Below are 19,271 nucleotides of genomic sequence, written 5' to 3'. Positions count from 1 at the left end.
ACGGACAGCCTTGCTGGACGATGTCGTCGTGACATCCGCAGGGCTGTTCCGGCACGCCTGCCGTACAGGCATGGGCTTATGGCTGGCGTTCGCGCTCGTCGCACCGCAGGCCGCGCTGGCCGGTGGGGCGACGGGTGGTGCGGCGGCCAAGGCTGCCGCTTCGACCAAGTCGCGCAAGGCCAAGGCGCCGAAGCGGTCCCGCACCAAGGTCGCCAAGCCGGTCGAGGCGGCCCCGCTGCTACTGCCGCCGCAATCGGAGCCGGCGAGTCGCATGATCGCCTGGATCGCGGCCGAACACGACAATGCCGGGCTGCCCTATGTCGTGATCGACAAGCAGGCGGCATCGCTGCTCTTGTTCAGCGCCAAGGGCGAGTTCCTCGGCCAGGCGCCCGTTCTGCTCGGCGTCGGCGTAGGCGATGATTCCTCGCCGGGGGTCGGAGCGAAGGACCTTGCCGATATCGGTCCGGCCGAGCGGACCACGCCGGCGGGGCGGTTCGTCTCGAAGTTCGGCCGTGCCTTCGGTCACCAGCGCGTGATCTGGGTCGATTATGCCAATTCGGTCGCGATCCACGCGGTGATCACCACGCACAAGAGCGAGCACCGCGTCGACAGGCTGTTGTCGCCGACGCCGGACGACAACCGCATCAGCTTCGGCTGCATCAACGTCGGCACCAAATTCTACATCCGGACGCTTACGCCACAGTTCCAGAAGAAGGGCGGCATCGTCTATATCCTGCCCGACACCAAATCGCTCGACGACGTGTTCCCACGCGTGCGCCTGTTGCCGTATGTCAGCGCCGCAGTCGGCAGCTAGGGCGCTGTCCGGCGCAGAGGAAACGTCATGATCTTACTGATGCTTGCCGGAGCCGCCGTGGCTGCCGCACCCGATCGCCCCGCCGGCCACCCCGCAGATAGTCGGACTGATCGAGCACGCGATCGAGCTGTCGTGGTGAGTTCGCTCACGACCCAGCAACTGCTCGAATATTGCCGGGGCAAGGACAGCGATCCGAGCGCCAATTTCTGCACCGGCTACATCCTCGGCGAATTCGACGCGTTGTCCTTGGCGGGCGACATCTGCCCGTTGCCGGCCCGCGCCTCGAACATCGAGGTCGCAGCGGCGGTGCGGAAGTATCTGCGCGCACGGGCCAAGAAGACGGGGACCGGCGCGCCCTCCTTCGTCGTCCGCGACGCCCTGCGCGACGCTTATCCCTGCAAGAGGCGCTGATATTTGTAATCCTCCCCCGCCAGGGGAGGTGGCTGGCCCTTGCCAGACGGAGGGGAGGTAGGCGGCAACCGCCGTTCCGTGTCCTCCCCTCCGTCACCTTCGGCGACACCTCCCCTGGCGGGGAGGATTCTAGGGAGCTCACGTCCGCCGCCCGCGCAATTTCGCTTTGCAGCCCTCTCGATCAGGTGTATTGCTCAAACAATACACAGGAGGATGCGATGAACTTTCTTGCGCTCGGGCTGATCATACCTCTCGCCGCCTGCTCGTTCAGTTGGAACGACGACAAGGAGGGATCGGGGGTCGCCGCGGCGGGGTCGGGTACGACCCGTACCTTCCAGGTCACCGATTTCGACCAGATCGACCTGCGCGGCTCGGACGATGTCGACGTGCGCGTCGGCACCGGCTTCTCGGTCCGCGCCGAGGGACCGAGCGAGCAGCTCGACCGACTTCGGATCGAGCGCGACGGCGACACGCTCGACATCGGGCGCAAGAACGGCACGGGCTTCGGCTGGAGCAAGGGGGCGAACGTCAAGGTGTACGTCACGCTGCCGCGGCTGACCGAGGCGAACGTCTCAGGCTCCGGCAACATGGCGGTGGACCGCGTCGAGGGCAGCGCGTTCGAGGGCGGGATCGCAGGGTCGGGCAACCTGACGATCGCCGCGGTGCAGGTGGAATCGGCGAAATTCTCGATCGGGGCTCCGGTACCGCGCGCGCCAGCGGGTCCGCACGCGATCTGAGCGTCGAGATCGCCGGCTCGGGCAATGTCGAGGCGTCGAAGCTCCAGGCGAAGTCCGCCAAGGTCGAGATCGCCGGTTCTGGCAGCGTCCGCGCGGTGGTCGATGGCCCCGCGGAGGTCGACATGATGGGCTCGGGCGACGTCGATCTCGGGCCGCGTTCGCGCTGCACGGTTTCAAGATGGGCTCCGGCAGCGTCCGCTGCGGAAGCTGACTTGCGCGGCACGGCTTGCGAAGATCGGCGGGAGCGGCGACGGTCGCGGGCATGAGATACCTGCTCGCGCCACTGCTGCTCCTGTCCTCGCCGGCGTTCGCGCAAGGATCCGCGGCCAGCCGGACGGTCTCGGTCGGCAGCTTCGACCGGGTGCGCGTCGAGGGGCCGTTCGAAGTGCGCGTCACGATCGGCTCGCCGCGCGCGACGATCACCGGCGATTCCGCATGACCGAAACCGTGGCGGTTCGCGTCGACGGCACCACGCTGTCGGTGCGCAAGGGCACCGGCGGCTGGGGCGAACAGCCGCGCACGAGGGGCTCGGCGCCGATCGTGATCAATTTGTCGACGCCCGGACTGACCTCAGCCAGCGTCGCAGCCGGTGGGCGGCTGACGATCGCCAGGATGCGCGGGATGCGAGTCGACGTCACGGTCAGCGGTAACTCCAGCATGTCGCTCGCGGCCGCCGACACCGACCAGTTGAACGCGACGCTGATCGGTACCGGCCAGATGACGCTCGCCGGCCGCGCGGCAAGGGCGCGGCTGGTGACGAGCGGGCCGGGCGCGATCGACGCGTCGGCGCTCGCGGTCGACGACCTGACCGTGCATCTGGATGGCGTCGGCGAGACCAAGGCGGCCGCGCGCTACACCGCACAGGTGACGAACAGCGGGCTGGGGACGGTCACGGTCACCGGCAACGCGAAATGCCGGGTGGATGCGGCGACCGGTGGGCCGGTGGTGTGTGGGAAGGCGGGCCCTACTTCCTGAGATGCAGGGGCGGGGCTGCGGCTTGGCGGTCAAGGCGTTCGAACAACGGGCCGACCCACCCCCAACCCCTCGCTTTCAGGGAGGGGAGCAGCACGCGTTCTGGATTTTGCGTCACCTCCGCCATGCTGCCATTCACCACTCCCGCCGCCCACCGCGCCGTCGCCCCAGCGAAAGCTGGGGTATCCCGCGGGGCAGGTGACGGTCGGCCCATGATGAGATCCCAGCTTTCGCTGGGATGACGGGCTTGGCAGGATGGCTGGCCGCCGCGGCTGGAAGTTCGGCAGCATGGGGCTCAACAGGCTCCCCTCCCTGAAAGGGAGGGGTTGGAGTGGGTAGGCCCGTTGGCGACCAAACCGCTCGAACCAAAGCCACCTCTCTCCCCGAGAGGCCAGCCCCTCAGATCAGCGCCAACTCCGCGAGCTTGGTCATCAACGCCGGCGGCATGACATCCAGCCCGGTCGCATCGCCCCCAGATCGAGCGGCGCATCCGCCCCTTCCAGATACCGCCAGCCTTGGTGCGCACGCTTGGGCCGCGCCTGAACCAGCACCAGCTTCGGATCGATATGGATCGCTACGCGCCCACCCTCGGCCTCGCCAAAGCCCAGGATCGGCGAGCGCGCGATCAGCTGGTGCTTGAGGATCCAGAACATCGAACCCTGACCCGCGACTTCCTCATGCCGCTTCGGCAGATAGCGCGTCGTGAGAAACACCGGCCCTTCCTCGCCGCGCAGCCGGAGCCGCTCGGCGAGGTGGTCGACGCTTTCCGCGCCGAACGCGACTTTGGTGAGGTGGAGCGGCATGTGACTGGAAATGGGCTCTAAAAGCGACGATCAACCGTGCAGACCCCATAATGACGCCAGCCCGAGGAACGAAAAGAACCCCATCGTGTCGGTCATCGTCGTCACGAACACCGCCGACGACACCGCCGGATCGATCCGGAACTTGTCGAGCGTTACCGGCACCAGCACCCCGCTCAGCCCCGCGGTCAGATTGTTGGTCAGCATCGCCGCGGCGATCACGATCGACAGATTCAGGTTGTGGAAGATCACATACGTCCCGCACCCGATCAGCGCCCCCAGCATCACGCCATTGGCGGCGGCGATCCTGAACTCGCGCCCGATCATCCGCGCGGTATTCGAACTCGTCAGCTGGTTGGTCGCGAGCGCCCGCACCACCACCGCCAGCGTCTGCGTCCCCGCATTGCCGCCCATCCCCGAGACGATCGGCATCAGCACCGCGAGCAGCGCGAAGCTCGCGATCGTCCCCTGGAACAGCCCGACCACCGACGACGCGACCATCGCGGTGCCGAGATTGACCACCAGCCACGTGAACCGCGTCCGCACGGTCAGCCGGATCGGCTCGTTGATGTCGCCGTCGCCCGCGCCGGCCAAGCGCAGCGTATCTTCGCCCGCCTCTTCGGAGATAATGTGGACGATGTCGTCGACCGTGATCATGCCGACCAGCCGCCCGCCATGATCCACGACCGCGGCCGAGATCAGCGCGTATTTCTGGAAGCGCAGCGCGACCTCCTCCTGGTCCATGTCGACCGGGATCAGCGTCTGCTCGCGCTTCATCACGTCGGCGATCGCGATTCCGCGTGGGGTACGCAGCATCCACGACAGCTGGCATGTGCCGATCGGCTTGTGCGCCGGATCGACGACGAAGATTTCCCAGAAATCGGTCGTCAGCTCCTCATGGCCGCGCAGATAATCGATCGCGTCGCCGACCGTCCAATGCTCAGGGACAGCGATCAGCTCGCGCTGCATCAGGCGGCCGGCGGATTCCTCGGCGTAGCTCAGCGCCTCCTCGATCGCGGCGCGATCGTCAGGATCGAGCGCGCGCAGCACCGCGCGCTGCTCGTCCTCGTCCATGTCCTCGATGATCGCGACCGCATCGTCGGTATCGAGTTCGGACGCGAGATCGGCGACCTGGTGCGGCTCGAGCGCATCGATCAGGTCCTCGCGGACGTAATCGTTCATCTCGGCGAACACGTCGCCGCCGAGCAGGTCGGTGACCGCGCGTGCCAGCGCGGCGCGATCCTCCTGCGGGGTCAGCTCGAACAGATCGGCGATGTCGGCCGGGTGCAGCGGCTCGACCAGCGCGCGCGCCGCCTCGTCGTCGCCATCCTCGACCGCATCGAGCACCGCCCGGACGAATTCGGGCCGCAGATGGTCGTCGCGATCGAGCTGGGTCTCGGGCTGGGTTTCGGTTTCGACCTCGGGAAGCTCGAGTTCGCTCATGGCTGCCTCCCTTAAAAGATGCGCGGTTGGGCCCTAACGCGACGCGTGCGCATTTGCCAGTCGGAGTGCGGCTCCCTATCTGCCGCGCATCAATTCAGGAGAACATGAATGGCCGATACCCCGAAACGCTGACGCTGACCCTCGAAGGCGGCGACGTCACGATCAAGCTGCGCCCCGATCTCGCGCCCAAGCACGTCGAGCGGATCGTCGAGCTGGCCAATGACGGCTTCTACGACGGCGTCGTGTTCCACCGCGTGATCCCGGGCTTCATGGCGCAGGGCGGCGATCCCACCGGCACCGGCATGTCGGGCTCGGACAAGCCGAACCTCAAGGCGGAATTCTCGGCCGAGCCGCATGTCCGCGGCGTGTGCTCGATGGCGCGCACCAACCAGCCCGACACGGCGAACTCGCAGTTCTTCATCGTGTTCGACGACGCGCGCTTCCTCGACAAGCAGTACACCGTCTGGGGCCAGGTCACCGACGGCATGGACCTGGTCGACGCGCTGCCGAAGGGCGAGCCCCGCGCAACCCGGGCAAGATCATCAAGGCACGCGCTGCGTAAGCATAATTCCCCTCCCGCTTGCGGGAGGGGCTAGGGAAGGGCGCGACGTACGTACCGGCGTCCGGTGTGTGTGAGACGCCCCTCCCCGACCCCTCTCGCGAGCGGGAGGGAGCAGCGGTCAGACTTCCGCCAAAGTGCAGATCAACCAGTCGTGGAACAGCCGCACCGGCTTGGTCTGCAACGCCCGCGGGCGGCAGACGAACCAGTAGCTGTACGGGCTCTCCACCTCGATATCGAACAGCCGCACCAGCCGCGGGTCGTTCGCATCCGCAAAATGGCTCGCGTGCATGAACGCGACGCCGAGCCCCTGCGCGGCCGCCTCCAGCATCAGCGCGCCCGAATCGAAATGATCGATCGCCAGCGGCTCGATATCGTCGAGCCCAGCCGCGGTCCGCCATGCCGAGAACGTATCCGTCATGTCGCGGTGGACCAGCGCGGTCAGGGTCGACAGCTGTTCGGGCCGCGTGATCGGGTCCGCCCGCTCGAGCAGGCTGCGCGCACCGATCACATACACCGAATTGCGATCGAGCCGCCGCGCGTACAGCGACGGATCGATCTCGCGCGACAAGGCGATCACCGCATCGAGGCCGTCGCCGAGCCGCGACACCAGATGCGCCGCGGTATCGATGTCGAGGTGCAGTTCGGGATGTGCCTTGCGCAACTCGCCCAGCCGCGGAAACAGCTTCTGCGACGCGTAAAGCGGCAGGATGCCCAACCGTAGCCGCAGCACCTCGGTCGTGCTGGTCAGCGATTCGACCGCATCCGACAGCAGATCGAGCACGGGCGCAATCTGTGCCAGCAACCGCTCGCCATCCGCATTCAGCACCATCGCCTGATGCCGGCGCGCGAACAAAGGCTTGGCGATGAATCGTTCCAGGCTCTGCACGCGCCGGCTGAGCGCTGGGGCGGACAGCGCCAGATCCTCGGCCGCGGCCTTGATCGAGCCCAGCCGCGCGACCTGCACGAACGCCTCGATAGCCCCCAATGGCGGCAGCCTGCGCATGTTTCCTCTTTCGACTCGACGAGTGTGACAATGACCGCTGGACGCATTCATGCATGCGATTGCAGTTAGCGCAATCGTAGCTGATCCCTTCGCACTTGCAACATGAACCGTCTCGACGCAAAAGACCTCGCCTTTCAGGCATCCTCTCCTAAAAACTTTCATGGGCTGGCCTTCATTGGCCGGCCCTTTTTTGTCTGCCCGGGGTCCCCCGCGCCATTTCAAGTCCTCGCAAGCCCGGAACCGGCCTCCTATCTCGCGCGCTACGAGTTCGAAGGAGCAGAAATGCCAGATAGCGAAACCCCCACGCGGAAAATCCAGGTCGCCAATGCGCGTCCCGAGGACAGTGGCCGCGGCCTCGCGCATCTGCCGCGCGCGCTGATGGCGACGCTCGGGATCGGCGAGGGCGACGTGATCGAGATCCTCGGCAAGCAGAACACGCCCGCGCGCGCCGTCGGGCCCTATCCCGAGGACGAGGGCCTCGACATCCTCCGCATCGACGGGCTCCAGCGTGCGAATGCCGGGGTCGGCTCGGGCGATTTCGTCGAAGTGCGCAAGGCCGAGTCGAAGCCCGCCACCCGCGTCGTGTTCGCGCCCGCCCAGCAGAACCTCCGCCTCCAGGGCTCGACCAACGCGCTCAAGCGCACCTTTCTCGGCCGGCCGATCTGTCAGGGCGACATCGTCGCGACCGCCGGGCATCAGCGCGTCGGCGACATGCCGCCGGGCGTCCAACAGTTCATGAACGCGCCGGCATATGCATTGCAGGAGATCCGTCTCGCAGTGATCGCCGCCAGCCCCAAGGGCGTGGTGCATATCGACGAGAATACCGAGATCGAACTGCGCTCCGAATATGAGGAGCCGCAGGCCGCGCGCCGCGCCGACGTCACCTATGACGATATCGGCGGCATGGCGCAGACGATCGACCAGTTGCGCGAGATGGTCGAGTTGCCGCTGCGCTATCCCGAACTGTTCCAGCGGCTCGGTGTCGATCCGCCCAAGGGCGTGTTGCTGCACGGGCCTCCCGGTACCGGCAAGACGCGACTCGCACGCGCCGTTGCCAACGAATCCGACGCGCAGTTCTTCCTGATCAATGGGCCCGAGATCATGGGCTCGGCCTATGGCGAGTCCGAGTCGCGCCTGCGCGAAGTGTTCGAGGAAGCCGCGAAATCGGCACCCTCGATCGTGTTCATCGACGAGATCGACTCGATCGCACCAAAACGCGGCCAGGTGTCCGGCGAAGCGGAGAAGCGACTCGTCGCGCAGCTTCTAACGCTGATGGACGGCCTCGAGTCACGTGCGAACCTCGTCGTGATCGCCGCCACCAACCGGCCCGAGGCAATCGACGAGGCGCTCCGTCGTCCCGGCCGGTTCGACCGCGAGATCGTCGTCGGCGTGCCCGACGAGCGCGGCCGTCGCGAAATTCTTGGCATCCACGCACGCGGCATGCCGCTCGGCGACCGCGTTGACCTCGATGAACTGGCGCGAACCACCTATGGCTTCGTCGGTGCCGACCTCGCCGCGCTCGCCCGCGAGGCGGCGATCGAGGCGGTCCGCCGGATCATGCCGAAGCTCAATCTCGAGGAACGGACGATCCCGCCGGAGGTGCTCGACGAATTGTCGGTCACGCGCGAGGATTTCCTCGGCGCGCTCAAACGCGTCCAGCCCTCGGCGATGCGCGAAGTCATGGTGCAGGCGCCGACCGTGCGCTGGGCGGACGTTGGTGGCCTCGACGATGCGCAGATGCGGCTGAAGGAGGGCGTCGAGCTTCCCCTCAAGAACCCCGACGCGTTCCGCCGGCTCGGCATCCGCCCCGCCAAGGGCTTCCTGCTCTACGGCCCGCCCGGTACCGGGAAGACTCTGCTGGCAAAGGCGGTCGCGCGCGAGGCGGAGGCGAACTTCATCGCCACCAAGTCGTCCGACCTGCTCAGCAAATGGTACGGCGAAAGCGAGCAGCAGATCACCCGGCTGTTCCAGCGCGCCCGCCAGGTCGCACCGTGCGTGATCTTCATCGACGAACTCGACTCGCTGGTGCCGGCACGCGGCAGCGGCGCAGGTGAGCCCCAGGTGACCGAGCGTGTCGTCAACACGATCCTCGCCGAGATGGACGGGCTCGAGGAGCTGCAGTCGGTCGTGGTGATCGGCGCGACCAACCGCCCGAACCTGATCGATCCGGCGTTGCTGCGGCCGGGCCGATTCGACGAACTCGTCTATGTCGGCGTCCCCGACAAGGCCGGGCGCCGCCGCATCCTCGGCATCCAGACGCAGAAGATGCCGCTGGCGAGCGACGTCGATCTCGATCGTCTCGCGGACCGCACCGACCGCTTCAGCGGCGCGGATCTGGAAGACGTCGTTCGGCGCGCCGGTCTGGTCGCTTTGCGTCGCTCGATCGACTCGACCGACGTGACGATGGCCGACTTCGAAGGCGCCCTGAAGGAGTCGCGCGCCAGCGTGACCCCCGAAACCGAGCGCGAATACGAACAGATGGCCGCCCGCCTGAAACAGGATGCGACGGCAATCCAGCCACTCGGCTTCGCGTTCCCCAAGAAGACGGACGACTGAACCTCGCCTCCCACCCGGTTTCGGCCGGGTGGAAAAGGTGCCGATGGCGAACCGGTCGGCCGTGCCTTTGGGCACGGATTGCACCCTGGGCGACCATGTTGTACCGTTCGGTACAAGTCAGCTACAGGTGTCGCCATGTCCCGTCCGCCATTGCCTCCGTTCACCTCCGAAACCGCCGCACAGAAGGCGCGGATGGCTGAGGATGCCTGGAACAGCCGCGATCCCGACAGGGTGTCGCTGGCCTACACGCCCGACAGCGTCTGGCGGAACCGGACCGAGTTCCTGATCGGCCGCGACGCGATCGTCGCCTTCCTGACGCGCAAATGGGCACGAGAATTGGACTATCGCCTCATCAAGGAAGTCTGGGCGCATGACGGCAACAGGATTGCCGTCCGGTTCGCCTATGAATGGCGTGACGACGACGGCTGCTGGTTCCGGTCCTATGGAAACGAGAATTGGGAATTCGACGATGCCGGGCTGATGGCGCGCCGCATCGCCTCGATCAACGACCAGCCGATCGCGGAAAGCGACCGCAAATTCCACTGGCCGCTCGGCCGTCGCCCGGACGATCACCCCTCGCTGAGCGACCTCGACCTCTGAGCGGGAAGCGCGTCCTGACCGATCGCACGGACGCCCTGCCGGCGCTGGCGGAGGCGTTCCGCGAACACGGCTTCGAGGGCGCGAGCCTGTCGATGCTCTCGAAAGCGACCGGCCTCGGCAAGGGCAGCCTCTACAACTTCTTTCCCGGCGGGAAGGCGGAGATGATGGAGGCGGTCCTCGCCGACATAGACGCGTGGTTCGCGAGGGCGATCTTCACAGCCCTGGAGCAGGCAAGCGACCCGGCATCGTCGATCGCCGCGATGTTCGCGGACGTCACCGCGTATTTCGAGTCCGAGGCAGGGTATGCCTCGTCGGCTGGCTCGGTCTCGGCTCTTCCGGAGACCTGTTCGCGGTCAGCATCAGGCGCTACTTTACGCGCTGGATATCGGCGTTGGCGCACTGCCTCGAAACGGGCCGGCTTCCGCCGGCGCTGGCCATGCGGCTCGCAGAGGAAACGGTCGCCGGGATCCAGGGCGCGATCGTTCTTGCGCGCGCATTGGGTGAGGATGCCGCGTTCGTGCGGATCGTGCGGCGGCTCGAGGCGACTCTGCTCGACGCAGTGGCACGTCGCGGCCACCCGTCGGATGCGATCTTGGCCTAACCCACCCTAACCTTCTTTTGCATCGCGCAGCGCCACCCAGGCATAGGCGATCATCACCACGCACGCCGCGCCCGCGACCAGATACGGCAGCGAGTGCTGCGCCTCGTACAGGCCGACACCGATCGACGGGCCGAGGACGAAGCTCGCGCCGTTGATGCTCGTCACCTTGCCCGCGACCGAACCTTGCGCGTTGGCGCCGACCGCGAGCGACGAGCCTGCGGTAAATCCCGGGCGCGTGAAGCCGAAGCCGAGGCTTGCCAGCGCATAGGCGGTCGCGATCGTGTACAGCGACGTCGCTATTCCCGTCAGCGCGGTGCCGGCTGCGGCCAGCACCAGCCCGGTCAGCACCAGCTGTCGCGGCGTCAGGTTCAACCGTGGGATGATGCCCCATTGCGCGAGCAGTGCGGCGCCGGCGCCCATCATCAGGACGATGCCGGTCGGCTCCAGCGCCAGCGCAGGCGCGAGGTGGAGTCGGTCGATCACGAGGAAACCGATCGCCTGGCCCGTCATCGCCTGCGCGTGGCCCATCACCAGCCCGGCGATCATCCAGGCGCGGATGCGCGGATCGGTGTAGCCGACATGCTCGACATGCGATCCCGTCGCGGCGGCGACCGACGCGCCGGTGGGCGCGCCACCGATCGAGGGATAGGCCGAACTCGCGCCATGCGTCTCGTGGGCGGCGACGATCTTGTCGTCGGGCAGCATCCGCCGCACCGTGATCCATACCGCGACGCCGAACACCGCAAACAGGAAGGCGGGGCCGGCAAGCCCGATCTCGACTCCGCCGATCGAGCCGAGGATCAGATACGGCGCGATCGCGGGCCCCAATATGGTGCCGAGTCCGAACGCGGAGGCGAGCAGCGTCAGCGCCTTGGTCCGTTCCTCGCGCGTCGTCTCGCCGGCGACCAGCGCCTGTACCGCAGGCGGCGCGGCCGCACCGAACGTCCCGTAGATCAGTCGCCCGCCGATGAAGCACAGGAACGCCGCCGTGCCGCCGATCCACGCGTTGATCCCGGCCATCAGGAACACCCCGCACAGCGCGAGCGACACGCTGAAACCGCCGATGCCGAGCAGGATCATCGCCCGCCGGCCGTGCCTGTCCGACCGGTTCGCCCAGAACGGCGCGGCGATCACCCACAGCAGCGCCGACACCGAGAACGCCGCCGCCACCGCGCTGTCGGCGACTCCGAGCGAGCGACCGAGCGCGGGCAGTACCGATTGCAGCGCGGTATTGCCCGCCGCGATCGTCAGCATCACGAGGAACATCAGTGCGAAGCGGCGGTCGATCTTCGAACCTTCGGTCGCGCCGCCGATCTTCGCGCCGATCATGGTCGCGCCCAGGCATAGCCGCGCTCGACGCGCGCGACGGTCACCGAATAGCGATCGTACCAGAGCGCCCGCCCGCGCTCGCAGATCGCGGCGTGCTCCAGGTGGTCGCGCCACGTGATCGCGGCGGCGTCGTCCGCCCAATAGCTGACGGTGATCCCCATGCCGTCCGCCTCGCGTGCGCTGTCGACCCCGCGATAGCCCGGCTGCGCGGTGGCGAGCGCATCCATCGCCGCCGCGGCCTCGGCATAGCCGATCATGTCCGCGCCGTTACGAAACGACACGAAAATGACCGCCACTTCTCCTGTTCGATCGTCGTGCATGGCCTGTGCTTAAGCGATGCCGCAGGCTTGGCAACGGCGTTGGCGCTCGGCGGAACCACTTGTCGCCGCACGACTTCCACTTCGGTTCGTCGCCGCATGCAACCCGCGGCCCTTGAAACGCGTTCGGAATTCGTGCGACGGGAGGGGCAAAGCTCCGCCACGGTGCGGGACCCCTGATCGTAAGGAACACGATGCCCAGTTCGACCACCGCCACCCGGCGTGCACGCAGTCGCCCCGCCGGCGTGCCGTCCCCGTGGCAGATGTTTTTTCGGGGTTCCTGAAACATCCGGTCATGGTCGGATCGATCGTGCCGTCGTCGGACAAGCTGATTCGGAAAATGCTCGACCCGGTCGACTGGGCGAACTGCAAGCTGTTCGTCGAATACGGCCCGGGCGTCGGCACCTTCTGCCGCCCGATCCTCGACCGGATGGCGCCCGATGCCAAGCTGGTGGTCATCGACACCAACCCCGAGTTCATCCAGTATCTCCGCCACACGATCACCGACCCGCGCTTCTTCGCGGTGCTGGGGTCGGCGGACGAGGTCGAAACCATCGTCGCCGACCACGGCTTCGAAAAGGCCGATTACGTGTTGTCGGGGCTGCCCTTCTCGACGCTGCCCCCAGGTGTAGGCCCGGCGATCGCCGCGGCGACGCATGCGGTGTTGCGGACCGGTGGCGCGTTCCTGGTCTATCAGTTCTCGCCCAAGGTGAAGGACTTCCTGACGCCGCATTTCGATTCGATCGACCACGATATGGAGTGGTGGAACGTGCCGCCGGCGCAGTTGTATTGGGCGTGGAAGGACTGACGCAGGCGCGGCAACGCCCGCGCCGTTGCGCGGAGCGATAGCGCCGCGCAGCGTCAGGCCCGGCCGGCGGGTCGGCTAAGCCGAACCCGTCCGACGGCGGCTTTGCCGTCGGCGCTGGTGACTTGAGATTATCGGAACCCAACAATCCTCCCCGCCAGGGGAGGTGGCTAGCTCTTGCCAGACGGAGGGGAGGTAAGTGCAACCGCTGTTCCGTGTCCTCCCCCTCCGTCACCTTCGGCGCCACCTCCCCTTGGCGGGGGAGGATCGAAAAATGCTCCCTATTCGTCGATCCCGAAATTCAGCCCGCGCGACAAGCTCGGGTCCACCACCGCGACCACGAAATACGCACCGAGCTGCTTCAACCGCTGCACCCAGCCGGTGTTCGCCTGGTACAGCGCCTTGGTCACCTCGGTCGATTTCGCCACTTCGCCGTCGATATACTCCCGGACATGTGCCGCGAACGCCGCATCCTCGATCCGCAGCATCAGTTCGAGGTTGATGAACAGGCTGCGCATATCGAAATTCGCCGAGCCGATATGGACCGCGTCGTCGATCACATACAGCTTCGTGTGCAGCTTGGTCGGCTGGTATTCGAACACCCGCAGGCCTTTCCGCAACAAACCCGCATAGGTGAACCGCGCGGCGGCGATCGTCGCGTTGTTGTCCGATTTGCTGGCCGTGACGATCCGCACGTCCGCCTGCCGACGCCCGGCTTTGTCGAGCCGCCGCAGCAGCGCGGGGCTGGGCGTGAAATAGCCGGCGATGATGTCGATCCGTCGTCCGGCGCGCATGTCGTCACGCACCGCGCGCGCCCAGGGCGACAGTTTCCGCGTCGGTCCGCCGATCAGCCACCGTGTTGTGCCCTTGGTCTCGCTCCAGCGCGACAGCGCGGCGTTCAGCCGACGCAGCTTGTTCCTGGGCTCGTGGATCCAGTCCTTCAGCGCGTCAAAATAGCCGGCCAGCCGCCCCGCCGCCGGTCCCTCGACCAGCAGGCCGAGATCGCGCCAGGCCTGTTCGGCGGCGGTGCCGAAATAATCGTCCTCGATATTGAAGCCGCCGATGATGATCCGGGTTTCGTCGGCGAGCGCAAGCTTCTGGTGGTTGCGCAGCAGATAGCGGCGACCGAACCGCGCCGAGAAGCGGCAGACCGAGATGCCGACGGTTTCCAGCGGTTCGAAGAACGCGTCGGGGGCATCGTCGCTGCCGAAACCGTCGACGATCAGCGCGACGTCGACCCCGCGCTTGGCGGCGGCGATGAGCGCAGCGTTGACGCGCTTGCCCGACTCGTCGTCGGCGTAGATGTAATAGAGTATGCGCAGGGTCCGCTCGGCGCCGTCGATCAGCGCTAGCACCGCGTCGAGGCGGCGCGGGCCGGTGTCGAGCAGCGTCATCTGGTTGCCGTCGACGGCGAAAGTCGGCTGGTCTGCGGGATCGTCCATGCGGCGCGTGATGGACATGGGGGGCGTCGGTGGCAACCCGCGGGGGTCTCCATGAGACGGGGGCGGCAGATTTCTTGACTTTGCGGGCCACCCCCGTAGGCGACGCATTCTCATTCTATCGTTGTTACGAAGGAAGCCGCATGGCGCGCGTTACCGTCGAGGATTGTGTCGACAAGATCCCCAACCGGTTCGACCTGGTGTTGTTCGCGGCCCAGCGTGCGCGCCAGATCTCGGGCGGCGCCGAACTGACGCTCGACCGCGACCGCGACAAGAACCCGGTCGTCGCACTGCGCGAGATCGCCGACGAGAACGTCAAGCCGGCGCATCTCAAGGAACAGGTCATCCAGGGCTTGCAGAAGGTTCGCGTCGACGACGACGACGAAGTCGATGCCGTCGGCAGCCTGGCCGCTTCGGCCGAGGCGCTGCGTCTTACCGCTGCTGCGCCGCCGCGGAACCAGAATCTGGGTGCGGATTACGAGGGTTGAGGCAGCAGGATTAGCGAAGCTAATCCGCGGCTCGGCCGAAACCCCGGCCGGCGGGCATCGCCCGACCGACGACGCGGCTTTGCCGCGGCGCGCGAAATAGAGAAAGCCCGTGGACCAAGTCCGCGGGCTTTTCTATGCCCTCTCCCTGAAGGGGAGAGGGAAGGGGCCCGCGGCGACTTCGCCGTGGGAAGGGTGAGGGCACGCGTGATGTGGTCGGGCCGTTCGTCATTCCCGCGGAGGCGGGAACCCATATTGGCCAGCCTCTCTTAGGATCGCGACCGTCCGAGAATATAGATCCCCGCCTGCGCGGGCATGACGAAGACGTGGGTCGTTGATCGACGCATCACATCTGGCGAGCCTCGCTCGTGTTCTCCCGCGAAGGCGGGAGCCCAGTCTGGATCCCCGCCTTCGCGGGGAAACATGGTTATGCTTCATTTCGGCCGCATCGCTTGCGACCACCCTAAGGCAGGGCGCCACGGCAAAGCCGTGTCGTCAGTCGTTGCTGCGCAACGCTGGCCGGGGTCGGTCCGCGACGCGGATTAGCCACGCTAATCCGCTGACCGACCCTTAAACCCCTGCGCCACCACGAACCACTCCACCGACCCCTTGCGGCTGGCCGGCGGTTTCGCATGCTTCACCGTCTTGAAGTTCCGCTTCATCTCCGCGACCAGCTCGGAATCCGCACCGCCCGCAAACACCTTCGACACGAACGTGCCGCCCGGCTCGAGCACCTCGCACGCAAAGTGCAGCGCGGTCTCGACCAGTGCCATCGTCCGCAAGGCATCGGTCTGCGGATGCCCGACGGTGTTCGCCGCCATGTCCGACAGCACCAGATCCGGTGCGCCGCCCAGCGCCTCGATCAGCTTCGCCGGCGCGGCATCGTCGAGGAAATCCATCTCGAAGATCGTCACGCCCTCGATCGGATCCACCGGCAGCAGGTCGATGCCCACGACCGTCGCCTTGGGGATCCGCCGCCGGATCACCTGCGCCCAGCCGCCCGGCGCGAGGCCCAGATCGACCACGCGCTTCGATCCCCGGATCAGCTCGAACCGCTCGTCCAGCTCGATCAGCTTGTACGCGGCGCGGCTGCGATAGCCGTCGGCCTTGGCGCGCTTCACATACGGATCGTTCAGCTGCCGCTCGAGCCAGCGCGTCGACTGCGCGGTCCGCTTGCGCGCGGTGAGCACGCGGACATGCCCGCCGGAACCGCCGCGGCTCATGCCGTCGCTCCCGTGGCTTTGCCGGGCTTGGGCGAGCCCATCAGGCCGCGCAGTATGCCTTCGCGAATACCGCGGTCGGCGATGCCGAGCCGTTCGGCGGGCCACAAATCCATGATCGTCTCCAAAATCGCACAGCCCGCGACCACCAGGTCGGCGCGCTCGTTGCCAATGCACGGCAGCTTGGCGCGCTCCGTGATCGACATATGGGAAAGGTCGGCGCTGATCCGCCGCATCGCCGCCGCGGGCACGATCAGCCCGTCGACCACCGACCGGTCGTAATGGCTGAGCCCGAGATGCACGCTGCCGAGCGTCGTCACCGTGCCGCTGGTGCCGAGCAGCCGGGGCCGCTCGATATGCCGGGGAGGCGGCTCGCAAACCCGGCGAAACTGTCCGCGACGACCTGTCGCATCTTCGCATAGGCGGCGCGACGACCGTCCTCGCCCTCGCCACCGCCGGCATGCTCGGTCAGCGACACCACGCCCCACGGTGCCGAATGCCAGTCGAGCACGGTCGGAACAGGCGTCGAGGTATCGATCAGCACCAGCTCGGTCGATCCGCCGCCGATATCGAACACCAGCGCGGGATCCTCCCCGGCTCGATCAGCGCATGGCAGCCGAGCACGGCCAGCCGCGCCTCTTCCTCGGCGGAAATGATGTCGAGGTGGATCCCCGTCTCGGCCAGTGCGCGCGCGATGAAGTCCGGCCCGTTCGACGCCTGCCGACACGCCTCCGTCGCGACCGATCGCGCCAGCGTGACGTTGCGCCGCTGCAACTTGTCCGAACACACGCGCAAGGCCGCGATCGTCCGCTCGATCGCCGCGTCGCTCAGCTTGCCGGTCGACGCCAGGCCCTCGCCCAACCGCACGATTCGCGAGAACGCGTCGATCACCGCGAAGCCGCCAGCCTGGGGACGCGCGATCAGCAATCTGCAATTGTTGGTACCGAGATCGAGCGCGGCAAACGCCTGCGCATCGGCCCACCGCCCACGAGAGGGCCGGGTCGTCGCCGGACGGGCAGGACCACCCTGCCGGAACGGCATTCGGGCGGAAACATCCCCCATCGCCGTAAAACTCGCTATCTATGTCTGCCGCCGCGGGAAAATACCCGCCCGGTGCTTGATCACGAATGTAGCGCGGCGGCGCGATTACGCAAGCGACGTGGCACATCGGCAACATCTTGGCGTTGACAGCGCCAAACCGCCCGCCTAGATCGCGCCCTCGCTGATGCCCCGTCGTCTAATGGTAAGACTGCGGTTTCTGATACCGCCTATTGAGGTTCGAGATCCTCACGGGGCATCCAGCGGTCGATTCGACCCGAAAGAACTGCGGCGAGCCAAACCCTCCCTTACTGTAATACCCGTACCCCCGGCCGCGCATATTCATCGTCCAGATGAAGCGGATGTCGCGGCACACCGCTACGGTCTTCAGCTGGCCCGCTGCATCGGCACTCGCACCACCATGATGGATTCCGGCCAGCGCTCGAGCAATCCCTTGCTCCGCCGCACACTCCTTCATATGGTAGCGCTATCTACCGTAGTTCATCGCTCGACAGACCTCGCAGAAGGTCGCCCGACAGGAAGGATTAATGACTATGCGCCTTCGCCCGCCCGCCCTTATCACGACGTTGCCGTTTCTGCTCGTCGCCGGCCTCGCGCTTGCACAGAGTACGACCAAGCCGGAGCCCCGCAGCCCCGACGGCAAACGCTATCTGGCACAGCCGCTCGTCACCAAGATCTACGTCGCGGATCCCTCCGCGCATGTCTTCAACGGCAAGATCTACGTGTATCCGAGCCACGATGTCGACGCCGGCATCCCCGACGACGATCTGGGCAATCAATATGCGATGCACGATTACCGGGTGCTGAGCATGGATCGCCCGGTGGTCCGGTGACGATCCATCCGGTCGCCATCGACGTGAAGCAGATTCCCTGGGCATCCAAGCAGACCTGGGCGCCGGACGCAGCCTATAAGAACGGTACCTATTATCTCTATATGCCCGCGCGGGACAAACAGGGTGTGTTCCGTATCGGCGTCGCCACGTCGAAGTCCCCGACCGGCCCGTTCAAGGCCGAGGCGCAGCCGATCCGGGGCAGTTATTCGATCGATCCTGCCGTGTTCACCGACACGACCGGCGAGAGCTACATGTATTTCGGCGGCATCTGGGGTGGCCAGTTGCAGCGCTGGAGCAAGGGCAGTTTCGATCCGAATGCCGGCGATACAGATCTGAAGCAGGACGACCGGCCGGCGCTATCCCCGAAGGTCGCGCGGATGTCCGCGGACATGAAACAGTTCGCCGAGCCTCCGCGCGACGTGCAGATCGTCGATGAGGCAGGCAAGCCGCTCTTGGGTGGCGATCACGACCGGCGCTTCTTCGAAGCTGCGTGGCTGTTCAAGCGCGCGGGCAAATATTACTTCACCTATTCGACCGGCGACACGCACTTCCTGGCCTATGCGATCGGCGACAATCCCTATGGGCCGTTCCGCTATACCGGCCATATCCTGTCGCCGGTCCAGGGCTGGACGTCGCACCATTCGATCGTCCAGTTCCAGAACCGCTGGTGGCTGTTTTATCACGACACGCAATTGTCGAATAAGAACCACCTCCGCTCGGCGAAGATGACCGAATTGACCTTCAATCCGGATGGCACGATTCGGCTGATCGATCCGTTCAAGAAATGATCCAGCGGGGTTCCGGTGCGCCGGAACCCGTCTGTCGATAACGGGCAGGCTCAGTCGATCCGCGTCACGTCCTCGTCGTGTCCGCTGCCCGAACTGAGGAAGGCAAGCCCCATCAGCAGGCCGGCCATCATCACCGATCCGCCGACCCCGCCGATCACCGCCAGCATCGTCACCAGATGCAGCGGTCCCTGCAGATGCGCCATCGCCGCGATCACCGCCGCGACGCAGATCGCCGCGGCCAGCACCATCCACGCCATGATCCCGCGAAACCGCGCCCATGCGAACGCCGCATAATGCGGGTCGTCCAGTCCGGTCGGGGGTCCGGTCGGCGGGTCGGCCGGAGCGTTGGGCTGGCGATCGGTCATCGCTTCACATTGCCGCGCAAACATGGTTTCCTCAAGCCACGCGCAACAGACGCAGTTGAGGAGAGGCGAAGATGACGATCGCGGCGATCCTGAAGGACCGAAAGGGTGGCATCCAGTCGCTGACTCCCGATA

Annotated in this window: 19 protein-coding genes and 4 pseudogenes (1 of these 23 running past the window's edge); 14 read left to right on the top strand and 9 right to left on the bottom strand. The window is 66.4% G+C overall.

Annotation, left to right across the window (positions count from 1 at the left end):
• Positions 1 to 10 precede the first annotated feature (10 nt).
• The 6 genes from AC0IX7_RS14900 to AC0IX7_RS14875 all read left to right on the top strand — a co-directional run bounded on the left by AC0IX7_RS14900 (position 11) and on the right by AC0IX7_RS14875 (position 2,937).
• On the top strand, positions 11 to 814 hold the full coding sequence (locus AC0IX7_RS14900; RefSeq protein ID WP_471812604.1) for a hypothetical protein: 804 nt from the start codon (positions 11 to 13) through the stop codon (positions 812 to 814).
• Between the two features lie 27 nt (positions 815 to 841).
• Entirely contained in the window at positions 842 to 1,225 is a 384-nt protein-coding gene (locus AC0IX7_RS14895; protein WP_471812603.1) for a Rap1a/Tai family immunity protein, read from the top strand.
• A 218-nt stretch (positions 1,226 to 1,443) separates the two neighbouring features.
• Positions 1,444 to 1,962, top strand: a complete 519-nt coding sequence (locus AC0IX7_RS14890; RefSeq protein ID WP_471812602.1) for a GIN domain-containing protein — start codon at positions 1,444 to 1,446, stop codon at positions 1,960 to 1,962.
• The gene (locus AC0IX7_RS14885) at positions 1,899 to 2,228 is read left to right on the top strand and encodes a GIN domain-containing protein (RefSeq protein ID WP_471813895.1); all 330 of its coding nucleotides are present in this window, start codon (positions 1,899 to 1,901) and stop codon (positions 2,226 to 2,228) included. Before AC0IX7_RS14890 ends, AC0IX7_RS14885 begins: the two co-directional genes overlap by 64 nt.
• On the top strand, positions 2,225 to 2,401 hold the full coding sequence (locus AC0IX7_RS14880) for a hypothetical protein (RefSeq protein ID WP_471812601.1): 177 nt from the start codon (positions 2,225 to 2,227) through the stop codon (positions 2,399 to 2,401). Before AC0IX7_RS14885 ends, AC0IX7_RS14880 begins: the two co-directional genes overlap by 4 nt.
• Entirely contained in the window at positions 2,398 to 2,937 is a 540-nt protein-coding gene (locus AC0IX7_RS14875; protein ID WP_471812600.1) for a GIN domain-containing protein, read from the top strand. Before AC0IX7_RS14880 ends, AC0IX7_RS14875 begins: the two co-directional genes overlap by 4 nt.
• Positions 2,938 to 3,333: 396 nt before the next feature.
• Here AC0IX7_RS14875 and AC0IX7_RS14870 read toward each other — a convergent pair.
• Positions 3,334 to 3,737 (bottom strand): annotated as a pseudogene (locus AC0IX7_RS14870) (DUF1489 family protein).
• Positions 3,738 to 3,767: 30 nt separating this feature from the next.
• The gene (mgtE, locus tag AC0IX7_RS14865; protein WP_187504262.1) at positions 3,768 to 5,177 is read right to left on the bottom strand and encodes a magnesium transporter; all 1,410 of its coding nucleotides are present in this window, start codon (positions 5,175 to 5,177) and stop codon (positions 3,768 to 3,770) included.
• Between the two features lie 104 nt (positions 5,178 to 5,281).
• Here mgtE and AC0IX7_RS14860 point away from each other — a divergent pair.
• Positions 5,282 to 5,739 (top strand): annotated as a pseudogene (locus AC0IX7_RS14860) (peptidylprolyl isomerase).
• 118 nt (positions 5,740 to 5,857) lie between these two features.
• Here AC0IX7_RS14860 and AC0IX7_RS14855 read toward each other — a convergent pair.
• Positions 5,858 to 6,742, bottom strand: coding sequence for a LysR substrate-binding domain-containing protein (locus AC0IX7_RS14855; RefSeq protein WP_471812599.1), 885 nt, complete (start codon positions 6,740 to 6,742; stop codon positions 5,858 to 5,860).
• A gap of 282 nt (positions 6,743 to 7,024) precedes the next feature.
• Between AC0IX7_RS14855 and AC0IX7_RS14850 the strand changes: the two genes are divergently transcribed.
• From AC0IX7_RS14850 to AC0IX7_RS14840, 3 genes are all read left to right on the top strand, one after another.
• The gene (locus AC0IX7_RS14850; protein ID WP_471812598.1) at positions 7,025 to 9,298 is read left to right on the top strand and encodes a CDC48 family AAA ATPase; all 2,274 of its coding nucleotides are present in this window, start codon (positions 7,025 to 7,027) and stop codon (positions 9,296 to 9,298) included.
• A 135-nt stretch (positions 9,299 to 9,433) separates the two neighbouring features.
• Complete coding sequence (locus tag AC0IX7_RS14845) at positions 9,434 to 9,898, top strand: nuclear transport factor 2 family protein (protein WP_471812597.1); 465 nt, start codon at positions 9,434 to 9,436, stop codon at positions 9,896 to 9,898.
• A 193-nt stretch (positions 9,899 to 10,091) separates the two neighbouring features.
• Positions 10,092 to 10,499 carry an LmrA/YxaF family transcription factor gene (locus AC0IX7_RS14840; protein WP_471812595.1) on the top strand — a complete coding sequence of 136 codons (408 nt, stop codon included), beginning with the start codon at positions 10,092 to 10,094 and terminating at the stop codon, positions 10,497 to 10,499.
• Positions 10,500 to 10,505: 6 nt separating this feature from the next.
• Here the strand turns inward: AC0IX7_RS14840 and AC0IX7_RS14835 are convergent, their stop codons facing one another.
• Positions 10,506 to 11,828 (bottom strand): MFS transporter, encoded by a 1,323-nt coding sequence (locus AC0IX7_RS14835; RefSeq protein WP_471812593.1) that lies wholly within the window; start codon positions 11,826 to 11,828, stop codon positions 10,506 to 10,508.
• Positions 11,825 to 12,148: an antibiotic biosynthesis monooxygenase family protein gene (locus AC0IX7_RS14830; protein ID WP_471812592.1), complete on the bottom strand. Its 324-nt coding sequence runs from the start codon at positions 12,146 to 12,148 to the stop codon at positions 11,825 to 11,827. The genes AC0IX7_RS14835 and AC0IX7_RS14830 overlap by 4 nt, the downstream gene beginning before the upstream one ends.
• 292 nt (positions 12,149 to 12,440) lie before the next feature.
• On the opposite strand from AC0IX7_RS14830, the gene AC0IX7_RS14825 reads away from it, so the two are divergent.
• Positions 12,441 to 12,953: a class I SAM-dependent methyltransferase gene (locus AC0IX7_RS14825; protein WP_471813893.1), complete on the top strand. Its 513-nt coding sequence runs from the start codon at positions 12,441 to 12,443 to the stop codon at positions 12,951 to 12,953.
• 278 nt (positions 12,954 to 13,231) lie between these two features.
• On the opposite strand, the gene AC0IX7_RS14820 is transcribed toward AC0IX7_RS14825, so the two are convergent.
• Entirely contained in the window at positions 13,232 to 14,392 is a 1,161-nt protein-coding gene (locus AC0IX7_RS14820; protein WP_471813891.1) for a phospholipase D-like domain-containing protein, read from the bottom strand.
• Positions 14,393 to 14,532: 140 nt separating this feature from the next.
• Here AC0IX7_RS14820 and rpoZ point away from each other — a divergent pair, with 140 nt between their 5' ends.
• Positions 14,533 to 14,877 (top strand): DNA-directed RNA polymerase subunit omega, encoded by a 345-nt coding sequence (gene rpoZ, locus AC0IX7_RS14815; RefSeq protein ID WP_055882033.1) that lies wholly within the window; start codon positions 14,533 to 14,535, stop codon positions 14,875 to 14,877.
• Positions 14,878 to 15,425: 548 nt separating this feature from the next.
• Here the strand turns inward: rpoZ and AC0IX7_RS14810 are convergent.
• Together AC0IX7_RS14810 and AC0IX7_RS14805 are read right to left on the bottom strand one after the other, a co-directional pair.
• Positions 15,426 to 16,097, bottom strand: a complete 672-nt coding sequence (locus AC0IX7_RS14810; RefSeq protein ID WP_471812590.1) for an RlmE family RNA methyltransferase — start codon at positions 16,095 to 16,097, stop codon at positions 15,426 to 15,428.
• Positions 16,094 to 17,135, bottom strand: a pseudogene (locus tag AC0IX7_RS14805) (Ppx/GppA phosphatase family protein). Before AC0IX7_RS14805 ends, AC0IX7_RS14810 begins: the two are co-directional and overlap by 4 nt.
• Before the next feature lie 551 nt (positions 17,136 to 17,686).
• Between AC0IX7_RS14805 and AC0IX7_RS14800 the strand changes: the two are divergent.
• Positions 17,687 to 18,774, top strand: a pseudogene (locus tag AC0IX7_RS14800) (glycoside hydrolase family 43 protein).
• 50 nt (positions 18,775 to 18,824) lie between these two features.
• Here AC0IX7_RS14800 and AC0IX7_RS14795 read toward each other — a convergent pair.
• Positions 18,825 to 19,139 carry a hypothetical protein gene (locus tag AC0IX7_RS14795; RefSeq protein ID WP_471812588.1) on the bottom strand — a complete coding sequence of 105 codons (315 nt, stop codon included), beginning with the start codon at positions 19,137 to 19,139 and terminating at the stop codon, positions 18,825 to 18,827.
• Between the two features lie 71 nt (positions 19,140 to 19,210).
• On the opposite strand from AC0IX7_RS14795, the gene AC0IX7_RS14790 reads away from it, so the two are divergent.
• Positions 19,211 to 19,271, top strand: partial view of a CBS domain-containing protein gene (locus AC0IX7_RS14790; RefSeq protein WP_471812586.1) — the start only. Its footprint extends 368 nt past the window's final position; only the first 61 of its 429 coding nucleotides appear in the window; its start codon is at positions 19,211 to 19,213; its stop codon lies beyond the right edge, outside the window.

The organism is Sphingomonas sp. AC411, from assembly GCF_979253035.1.
The sequence above is the reverse complement of the archived record's forward strand: the minus strand, read 5'-3'. Positions and strand labels throughout refer to the sequence as shown.

Bases quoted from the DNA above. Each gene is read 5' to 3' on its own strand.
- AC0IX7_RS14845 (WP_471812597.1), top strand. From the start codon at position 9,434: ATGTCCCGTCCGCCATTGCCTCCGTTCACCTCCGAAACCGCCGCACAG.
- AC0IX7_RS14795 (WP_471812588.1), bottom strand. From the start codon at position 19,139: ATGACCGATCGCCAGCCCAACGCTCCGGCCGACCCGCCGACCGGACCC.
- AC0IX7_RS14830 (WP_471812592.1), bottom strand. From the start codon at position 12,148: ATGCACGACGATCGAACAGGAGAAGTGGCGGTCATTTTCGTGTCGTTT.
- AC0IX7_RS14890 (WP_471812602.1), top strand. From the start codon at position 1,444: ATGAACTTTCTTGCGCTCGGGCTGATCATACCTCTCGCCGCCTGCTCG.
- AC0IX7_RS14825 (WP_471813893.1), top strand. From the start codon at position 12,441: ATGGTCGGATCGATCGTGCCGTCGTCGGACAAGCTGATTCGGAAAATG.
- AC0IX7_RS14835 (WP_471812593.1), bottom strand. From the start codon at position 11,828: ATGATCGGCGCGAAGATCGGCGGCGCGACCGAAGGTTCGAAGATCGAC.
- AC0IX7_RS14880 (WP_471812601.1), top strand. From the start codon at position 2,225: ATGAGATACCTGCTCGCGCCACTGCTGCTCCTGTCCTCGCCGGCGTTC.
- rpoZ (WP_055882033.1), top strand. From the start codon at position 14,533: ATGGCGCGCGTTACCGTCGAGGATTGTGTCGACAAGATCCCCAACCGG.
- AC0IX7_RS14895 (WP_471812603.1), top strand. From the start codon at position 842: ATGATCTTACTGATGCTTGCCGGAGCCGCCGTGGCTGCCGCACCCGAT.
- AC0IX7_RS14855 (WP_471812599.1), bottom strand. From the start codon at position 6,742: ATGCGCAGGCTGCCGCCATTGGGGGCTATCGAGGCGTTCGTGCAGGTC.
- AC0IX7_RS14820 (WP_471813891.1), bottom strand. From the start codon at position 14,392: ATGGACGATCCCGCAGACCAGCCGACTTTCGCCGTCGACGGCAACCAG.
- AC0IX7_RS14875 (WP_471812600.1), top strand. From the start codon at position 2,398: ATGACCGAAACCGTGGCGGTTCGCGTCGACGGCACCACGCTGTCGGTG.
- mgtE (WP_187504262.1), bottom strand. From the start codon at position 5,177: ATGAGCGAACTCGAGCTTCCCGAGGTCGAAACCGAAACCCAGCCCGAG.
- AC0IX7_RS14810 (WP_471812590.1), bottom strand. From the start codon at position 16,097: ATGAGCCGCGGCGGTTCCGGCGGGCATGTCCGCGTGCTCACCGCGCGC.
- AC0IX7_RS14850 (WP_471812598.1), top strand. From the start codon at position 7,025: ATGCCAGATAGCGAAACCCCCACGCGGAAAATCCAGGTCGCCAATGCG.